This window comes from Bacteroidales bacterium (genome assembly GCA_035299085.1).
GTDB lineage: Bacteria > Bacteroidota > Bacteroidia > Bacteroidales > UBA10428 > UBA5072.
Map to the genome: position 1 here is coordinate 1 of DATGXG010000032.1, position 6,203 is coordinate 6,203.

A 6,203-nucleotide genomic window follows, 5' to 3' on the forward strand; every position below is an offset into this window, starting at 1 on the left:
GAAAGATTTAATTGCTTGTCATCCGACTGTATCTGGCCAAAGTCGGGTATCAGCATCATATCCAGGGTAAACGCGTCATTTATACCGTATTTTAAATCCATACCCCCTTTGTAAGTGAAATCAGGCGATGATTTTCCATCCTTGAATTCGGTGTATGCAGCAGCATAAGGACTAAGCGACAATCGCACAGGTGATTTGATATTCTGAATTCCGGTCAGCTGCCCTTCCTGGTGAATAAAACCGGCCACATTCCTGTCGAGCAGGTTCCATGAATTATTGGAAGCATAGCGCCTCAGGTTGCGAAACATGTTTAATCCCCAGGTACCTCCTCCGTTTTCCGGAAACCGAAGGGCCGAATAAGGAATTTTAAGTTCAGCCACCCAACCGTCTTTTGTAACCCGGGTCTTACTTTGCCAAACCGCATTCCAGCTGTCATCTTCATAATCGAAACTGGTTTTAATGCCTTTTATATCAGTCTGGACGCCGGCAGGAGTAATAAAGAATCCATAGGCAAGCTGACCCTGGTTATACGGATCAAGATAGACCCCAAAATAATCCGAAATACCTATCTGATCTCTCTCTGAAAGGAAATTGAATATGCTGTCAGGGTCATCATACATCATTGCGCCAATATAAACAGCTGTCTGATCATACAGGATATATACTTCCGTAGGACGAACGGAAGGACGACCATTATAGGGTTGGATCTGCATGAAATCTTTTGCAGGCTCGGCTTTCGAATAGGCAGGTTCATCAAGCACCCCGTCAATTGTTATGGGATCCGTTGTGTAATAAGCCGCTACCGATTTTTTTGGTGGGTTGTTTTTACTCTTTGAGGCGTCGTTGGTATCCTGGCCATTTACAAAATTGAAAAATGCCAGGCACAAGATCAGCGCGATGTATATCTTCATAAAACTAGTACAGGTTTAATTGTAAGGGGTTAAAATCTCTTTTAATGACGATCAGCCAAAACAAATGATGCAATCATTACCGGCTTTAACCAAAATTTAACGTTTTTTCACAAATGGGACGGGTGGATTTGAAGTATGACCGTTAGACCTGATCTTTTCCCTATTGTTGAACCTTTAAAAATCAGCGGTGCAAAAATAGAAGTCTGCCGGCAATATTCTATTCTATTTAAAAATATAATTGAAAATTATTGATATTTTTGATTTAACATGTTGGTTGTGCGAAGGATAATTTGTTTCTGTTTAATGTCCTTATGAAATATCTCTTTTTTCCTGCCCTGCTTTTCTTACAGGTTACTCTTCTTGCCCAGACAGCTGTCCCTCCTGAAAAGGTATTTGTGCAAACTGACCGAAACGTATACACTATTTCGGATACCATTCATTTTCGGGCTTATATAAGCAATTTTCAAAACGGAAGGTTTGAAGCCGTAAGCACTTCATTATATTGTCTTTTATTTGATCCTTACGGAAGGACAGCGGACAGTGCCCGTTTCAGGTTAAACAAATCAGCGATATCAGGATGGCTTACCGTTCCATTACATGCAGATACGGGTATCTATACGTTGGTTTCTTTCACAAGCAGCATGACAAACGCTGATCCGGAATTTGCATTCAGAACATCCATTAAAATCACACGTCGGACAACCAGTCCAAAAAACAATAAACCGACAATCACGGATCATAAAAGCAGTGGAATATCAGATTTACGATTTTACCCTGAAGGCGGGAATCTGATTTATGGCGAACCACAACTGATAGCCTTTACTTCAGTGGATTCCACAGGCAGATTTCAACCTGTCGATGGTAATGTGTTCAATGGGAACAATGATTTAATCACCCATTTCAAAACGGACGAATCCGGGGCTGGGATATTTCAAATCAATCCTGACAGTTCAGAGAATTATTATGCCGTTGTCAACGGAAATGATGGCAGAAAATGGTCCCTGCCGGTTGCAGGTCCAGGCGTATGCCTGAGTGTGACAAATACTTTCCGTGACCTTTTCTATGTCCAGGTTCGGAGTAATCTAAATATAAATCCTGCAAATCGCCTGTTGTTGATCCAAAATTGTGATACAGTACTGATAAAGGAACTGCCATCAGCGAAACAGTACAGAACAACGATTGAAACCAGCAAACTGGTTCCCGGCATGGCCAATCTGGTATTGGCAGATCAACAAAACAGGATGATTGCCTGGCGATCCGTATTTGTTAACTACTACAAACTGTTGAACCTGGAAATAAAATCGTCTGAAAATCGTGAAAAAAACCTTATTAAAATAAAGCCTGAAAGCCAGGCTGACAGTAAATCCGAAGTGATGCTTACGGTTTCTGTAATGGATTCAGCCGGCGGTTTCGATTGTCGGTCTGCAACCCGGGATATAGTATCATCCTTTCTCTTCACCCCCGGGTTTTATGAAAGTTTGCCGGAATCCATTACTGAAAAAGGATTGTTCAGCCTGGATCCGAAATCAATTGATGAACTCCTGATGGTATTCCAACCAGGCAGGGATACCCTGATGGTTTCTTCTGTAAATAAAAACAGTGATGAAATACAGATTACCTACACGGGTCGTCAGGATATCCAGGAACTAACATTTATGGTGCCTCAAACGGCTTCAGTCTTAAAATTCAAACCTGACAATAATAAGCTCATAATACAACTTGACAGCATCGATCCGGCGATGCAAGACTTATACCTTTTAAAATCAAGGAAAATCAGGGATTTTGATTCATTAAAAGTGGACTACCTGGCAAATGAAGCTTATTTCAAAAAATTAAAAAGAGATGAGTTTAAAAGTAAATTAGCGCTTAAGATTAATGATTCCAATATACCAAAAACTACTTCCCAACCAGATGACGATGCGATTTATTTTAATGCGGTAACGGTTAAAGCAAAAAGAAAGAATCTTACGGCTATAGATCCACATGAAATGTTTCCTGCCGGAAATGTAAAAACCTATTCAAGGGAAGATATTGAACACTGTCAAACATTCGAAAGTATGTTATGGAAATTACATCCCTTAAGTATAAACCGGGCCGCGAAAACGGTATTGCTGAGATTTTATCCAACTTTCACTAAAGTTGATAAAAATGCACTCTTTGTTGTAGATGGGAATAGGTTAGGACAAAATTATCTGATGATTGAAGATATGCCGGTTGAAAATATTGAATCGATCAGTGTATTAAGGGGCCAATTAGGGTATAATGTGTATGGAGTGGTGAACGGGATTATTTTTATCAAAACCCGTTACGGTGTTAACGGCTATGGCTCAACCCTGAGGGCAAATTCTCCGAAAGCAATTCCGGTGTTTCGGAATCAATCATCTCCGGGACAATCCAGTAAAAGCCTGGAAGTAAAAGAAGCGGATAACCCCACTTTAATATGGGCTGATGAGGTAATGCTCAAAAATGGGGAAACATGCACTGTAAATATTCCGGCAAGTATACCCCGAGGTACTTATGTGATAAGGGTAAATGCCGTTTCAATGGATCATTCGGCGGGATCGGCAATGTATTATTTCAGGAAATGACAGGAGTCCCGTTCAGCACTAAATCCTGGCTGGAAATTTTATTCAATTTAACTGACTGATAGAAGTTGGTATCCTGGCAAGTAGTTTTAAACTCAACCGGAACATAATGCTCCCCGTATCCTTTGGCGAGTCCTGTTTTGCTTACTTTCTCAACAAGAACATTCTGCTCTCTGCCTAAGAATTGTTCCCTGTATTTCAGCTTGTTTGCCTGGGCAATTTCCCTTACAATGAGGCTTCGCTGCTGCTTTGCTTTTTCAGGTACCTGGTCGGGCATCCGCTCGGCTCTTGTACCCCTGCGGACAGAGTATTTGAATGTATGAACATGACTGTACCCGATTTCATTGATAGCATTGCAGGTTTCCCTGAAATCTTCTTCCGTTTCGCCGGGAAAACCAACCATGATGTCAGTTGTGAAATTGAAAAGCGGGTATCGCTTTTTGATTTCTTCAACAATTTGCATGTAGGTCGGTAGTGTATAGACTCTCCTCATTTGCATAAGGATTTTGTCCGATCCGCTTTGAAGGCACAAATGAAGTTGAGGGCATAATTTATCGTGTGAAAAAAGTTCATAGAGCGGTTCATCAAAACCTTCCGGTTCAATAGAAGAAATGCGTACCCTGAAATTCCCTTCCACATCAAGAATTTTCTTAAGCAATTCGGTGAAATGCATGCCTTCATGCTCATACCGGCTGATATTTACGCCGGTGAGCACTATTTCTTTATACCCGAGATCAATTACCTCTTTTACATTCTTAAGAATATCCTCTGCGTTCCGGCTTACAGCCCTTCCCCTGACCATGGGTACAATGCAGAATGAGCAGAAGTTATTGCACCCATCCTGTATTTTGATCATGCTGCGGGTATGAAAACTCTTTTCAGCAGCGGAGAATCCGAAAACATCGCTGCGGAGCATTCCGGCATTAAGGATTTCACCGTTGAAATGAGCCTCAACAAGCGGAAGAATGCTCACTTTATTCTTATTACCGACTACATAACTGATATCACCGCGGTTTTCGAGGTAGTTTTTCTGACTTTCAGCCATACAACCGGTAACCACAACGAGTGAATCCTTCTTGTTATGAACAGCCTGGTTGATGGCGGTCTTTGATTTGTGATCGCCCTGGTTGGTGACCGTGCAGGTATTCACCACATACACGTCGGCCTGATCGGTGAAATTTACCACTTCATAACCGGCCTTATAAAAATCGGTCATCACCGAATCAGTCTCAAACTGGTTCAACCGGCAGCCAAGCGTTTTAAATGCAACCTTTCTTTTCATAGAACTTCCTGCAAACCTGCCTTCTCAGAAACCAAATCCCCCTCAATAGAGTATGATGCGGCAGAAGTAATATTCAGCCAAACAAATGAACCGGGCTTTGCGGGTTGTTGAGAAGGAAATCTCACCACTACCCTGCCCTCGGTAAGACCCGACATATAACCGGGTTTACGGTCTCTTCCGGTGACAAGCACCTTGATATTCCGGCCTACAAGGCTTTGATTATAGTGAATCGTATGTTTTGTAAGTTCTTCGGTAAGAATGTGGAGCCGTTCCTTTTTAACCGGCATCGGAATGTCATCGTCCCATCGTGAACTGGCAGCGCCAGGTCTTGGTGAGTATATTGCTACATACGCCATGTTGAACTTCACGGCTTCCATCAGCTTTCTCGTGTTTTCAAACTGTTCGGGTGTTTCCCCGGTGAAACCCACAATAATATCCGTAAAAACTGTGGCATTGGGCAAATACGTACGGATTGAATGGATGATTTTCAAATAATCTTCCACCGTATGCTTCCGGTTCATCCGGATAAGCACCTTGTCGTCGCCCGATTGCACGGGTAAATGAATTTGTTTTGCCAGGCAGGGATATTTCGATATCACCTGCAACACCTCGTCACTCATGTCACGGGGATGAGGCGAAGTGAAATAAACCCAGAATTCTTTACCCGAATTAAGGCCGTATTCGCCTATTGCAGCAAGCAACTGCGGGAAAGTCATTTCTGCACCATGTTTATCGCGGCCGTATGAATTCACATTCTGGCCCAACAAAGTGATGGATTTATAGCCCTTTTCAATCACTTCGTGCAATTCATCCCGGATTTCAGAAGAAGGTCTTGAAATTTCCCTTCCCCTTGTATAGGGCACAGCACAGAATGTACAGAATTTATCACACCCGTTTTGAATCGGTATGTAAGCCTCGTAATCTGAAACGTACGAAGGCTGCAATTTCCAGAAGTCCTTAATTTTTTCAACCGGTGGCATGACAAATTTTGTCGCTGCCGGTACACCCTCGAAGGGTGGGGATACCCTCGAAGGGTGGGGGGTACCCTCGAAGGGTGTCGAGGATCTTGTAACAACCCCGTATTGCCGGATCATTTCAGGCAATTCAGGTAATTCGCTCATCGTGAAAACAAGGTCGAAAAGCTTCAGGAATTTATCCCTGTCTGCAGGTAATACGCAACCCGAGATGAAAGTGATTACATTCCTGCTGTTCTTGGATTTATTCCAGCGGGCTATTTTCGAATAAACCTTGTCTATTGATTTCTGGCGGACTGAGCAGGCAATGATTCCCAGGATATTGGCCTCATCTTCGTTATCCGTCCACCGGTAACCCATTCCCTCAATAACGGTACGCACACGTTCGCTGTCAGACTTGTTCATCTGGCAACCCAGTGTAAGTATAAAATACTTCATTTCAATACACTAA

Annotated in this window: 4 protein-coding genes; 1 reads left to right on the forward strand and 3 read right to left on the reverse strand. The window is 42.5% G+C overall.

Features of this window, described 5'->3' with window-relative positions:
- A partial coding sequence (locus VK179_10290; GenBank protein ID HLO59121.1) for a DUF5916 domain-containing protein occupies positions 1-911 on the reverse strand: 911 nt, incomplete at its 3' end.
- Positions 912-1,222: 311 nt separating this feature from the next.
- Between VK179_10290 and VK179_10295 the strand changes: the two genes are divergently transcribed.
- Positions 1,223-3,499, forward strand: coding sequence for a hypothetical protein (locus tag VK179_10295; GenBank protein ID HLO59122.1), 2,277 nt, complete (start codon positions 1,223-1,225; stop codon positions 3,497-3,499).
- Here VK179_10295 and mtaB read toward each other — a convergent pair.
- On the reverse strand, positions 3,489-4,778 hold the full coding sequence (gene mtaB, locus VK179_10300; GenBank protein ID HLO59123.1) for a tRNA (N(6)-L-threonylcarbamoyladenosine(37)-C(2))-methylthiotransferase MtaB: 1,290 nt from the start codon (positions 4,776-4,778) through the stop codon (positions 3,489-3,491). The genes VK179_10295 and mtaB overlap by 11 nt on opposite strands.
- Positions 4,775-6,190 carry a MiaB/RimO family radical SAM methylthiotransferase gene (locus VK179_10305; protein HLO59124.1) on the reverse strand — a complete coding sequence of 472 codons (1,416 nt, stop codon included), beginning with the start codon at positions 6,188-6,190 and terminating at the stop codon, positions 4,775-4,777. Before VK179_10305 ends, mtaB begins: the two co-directional genes overlap by 4 nt.
- Positions 6,191-6,203 lie beyond the last annotated feature (13 nt).